Origin of the sequence: Hydrogenophaga sp., from assembly GCF_051007235.1 — a bacterium.
In the GTDB taxonomy this organism is placed as follows: Bacteria; Pseudomonadota; Gammaproteobacteria; order Burkholderiales; family Burkholderiaceae_C; genus Hydrogenophaga.
The window spans coordinates 1-2,695 of sequence record NZ_JBPCSJ010000538.1 but is presented as its reverse complement, the minus strand read 5'-3'; the positions used below and the strand labels follow the sequence as shown (position 1 = coordinate 2,695).

The window sequence follows — 2,695 nt, the reverse complement described above, 5'->3', positions numbered from 1 at the left end:
TGGACAAAGGCACGCGCGCCGACCAGTGCACGGCACGTCGGTTCAGCTGAATGCGGTTTTCTCGGTCAAGGTGTCGGGCGGCAGCTGGTCGATCTCGGCCAGCAGGCGGGCCAGGGCACGGCCCGCGGCGTCCAGCAGCGCGTGGCCCTTGTCGGCCGTGGCGGCGGCGGCGTGGCCCACCGCGCCTTCCGGGTTGTAGTCCTGCATCATCCAGCCGAGCTTGGCGCTCTTGCCGTTGCCCAGCGTGGCAAAACGTTCGGCCCGGTCTTGTGACGTGGACCGGAAATACCCCGCCCGCTCCATGCGCACCTGCTGCGGGCGCAGCGCCAGCATCATCGAGGTCTCGATCTCGCCGGCGTGGATGCCGAAGCGGTGCTCCTCGGCGCTGAAGCGCGCGTTCACGTCCTGGCCCTGCGCGTCGAGCAGCGGCAGGCCGAACCAGTTGACGCTGTAGACCAGCATGCCCAGGCGCGCGCGCAGGTCGCGCGCCACCAGGTCCAGCGCGCCCACCTGGCCGCCGTGGCTGTTGAGCAGCACCAGCTTCTTCACGCCGCTGGCGGCCACGCACTCGCCCAGCTCGGTCCAGACGCGGATCAGCGTCTCGGCCTTGAGCGTGAGCGTGCCGGCAAAGCGCGTGTGCTCGGGCGAGAAACCCACCGTCTGGGTGGGCAAAAACAGCGCCGGCAGGTCGGGCGCGAGGTGCGGCAGCGCCGCGGCCACCACGCCGTTGACGATGTCCGTGTCCACCGACAGCGGCAGGTGCGGCCCGTGCTGTTCGGTCGCGGCCACCGGCAGCACAGCGATGGCGCGCGCGCGGTCGAGGGCGGCGAAGTCGGCGGTGGACAGGTCGGACCAGTGGCGTGTCGGGGCGTTCATGGGCCGCATCTTAGGCGCCCTGGCCGACCCGCCGCGCCCGCCACCCAACAGCGCGGGCTTATATTGAGGCCCGCTGGCGCGGAACTCCCGTCCCGCCCGGACCTCCTACCCCCGTGCCGCTCTTTGCGCCCCTTCCAACCGTTCGCTGTTCCATGTCGCTGTTCTCCCGTCCGTTGCCCACCCTCCGCCGCTGGGCCCTGTCGCTGGGGCTGTCCGCCCTGCTGGGGGGCGTTGCCGCCGGCGCGGCCGCACAAACCGCCAACCTGCTGGGCAACGCCCCCGCGGCGGCCCAGGCGCAAATGGTCAGCGGCCAGCTGCTGGCCCACGCGCCCGACGGTGCGTCGCCGGGCCGCCCGGTCTGGGTCGGCCTGCAGCTGACGCACACACCCGACTGGCACACCTACTGGAAGAACTCGGGCGACTCCGGCCTGCCCACCGAACTGCAGTGGACCCTGCCGCCCGGCGTCACGGCCGGCCCCATCGCCTGGCCCACGCCGCGCAAGTTCCCGCTCGGCAGCCTGGCCAACTACGGCTACAACGGCACCGTGCTGCTGCCCGTGCCCCTTCAGGTGGACCCGGCGTTCACCGGCAGCCACATCGACGTGCAGCTCTACGCCACCTGGCTGTCGTGCCGCAAGGAATGCATCCCCGAAGAGGGCACCTTCAAGCTGCGCATCCCGGTGCAAGGCTCCACCGCGCTGCACGGCCTGGCGTTTGAAGCCGCGCTGGCCGCCGGCCCCAAAGACCAGCCCGCCGCCGGCAGCACGCTGACGCCCGAACCCGGCTTCCTCAAGACCAGCGTCAACGGCCTGCCCGCCGCCTGGCGCGGCAAGACCCTGGAATTCCTGCCCGAGACGCCGGGCCTGATCGAACCCGGCGCCGCCTGGACCCAGGCCTGGGACGGCGAACGCTGGACCGCGCAGGTGCCGCTGTCGGCCCAGCGCAGCGAGAGCCCCACCGAGGTGCCGCTGGTGCTGGCCCTGGCCAACCCGCCCGGCGAAGGCGCCGCCCCGGCCGGCGTGCGCCTGGCGCTGCCGGTGCAAGGCACCTGGCCGGCCGTGGCCGCGCTGCCCGCCGCCGTGCCCGACGCGCTGCAAAAAGCCCTGGACGACAACGCCGCCCGCGCCAAAGCGCCCTCCGCCGGCGGCGGCGCCCCCATCACGCTGTGGGCCGCCCTCATCGGCGCGCTGCTCGGCGGCCTGATCCTCAACCTCATGCCCTGCGTGTTCCCGGTGCTGGCCATCAAGGTGCTGGCCTTTGCCCAGCACGCCGACGACACAACCGCCCACCGCCGCGCCGGCCTGGCCTACACCGCCGGCGTGGTGCTGTCCTTCGTCGCCCTGGGCGCGCTGCTGCTGGGTCTACGCTCAGCGGGCGAGGCCATCGGCTGGGGCTTCCAGCTGCAAAGCCCGTGGGTGGTGGCCGCGCTGGCCACGCTGTTCACCGTCATCGGCCTGAACCTCGCCGGCCTGTTCGAGTTCGGCTCGGTGCTGCCGTCCCGCGTGGCCACCCTTCAAGCCAAAAGCCCCACGGCCGACGCCTTCCTGACCGGCGTGCTGGCCGTGGCCATCGCCTCGCCCTGCACCGCGCCGTTCATGGGCGCCTCGCTGGGCCTGGCCATCGCGCTGCCGGCCTGGCAGGCGCTGGCCGTGTTCGCCTTGCTCGGCCTGGGCATGGCCCTGCCCTACCTGGCGGCCAGCGGGTGGCCGGCGGTGGCGCGCGCCCTGCCCCGCCCCGGCGCGTGGATGAACACCTTCCGCCACGGCATGGCCTTCCCCATGTTCGCCACCGTGGTCTGGCTGCTGTGGGTGCTGGGGCA

General features: G+C 72.9%; 2 protein-coding genes. One reads left to right on the top strand and one right to left on the bottom strand.

Going from position 1 to position 2,695, the window contains the following annotated elements; genetic code table 11:
* Positions 1-42 precede the first annotated feature (42 nt).
* On the bottom strand, positions 43-876 hold the full coding sequence (locus ACR2JA_RS19190; RefSeq protein ID WP_434010664.1) for a creatininase family protein: 834 nt from the start codon (positions 874-876) through the stop codon (positions 43-45).
* A gap of 152 nt (positions 877-1,028) precedes the next feature.
* Between ACR2JA_RS19190 and ACR2JA_RS19185 the strand changes: the two genes are divergently transcribed.
* Positions 1,029-2,695, top strand: a 1,667-nt coding sequence (locus ACR2JA_RS19185) for a protein-disulfide reductase DsbD family protein (RefSeq protein ID WP_434010663.1), incomplete at its 3' end; no start/stop codon positions are given.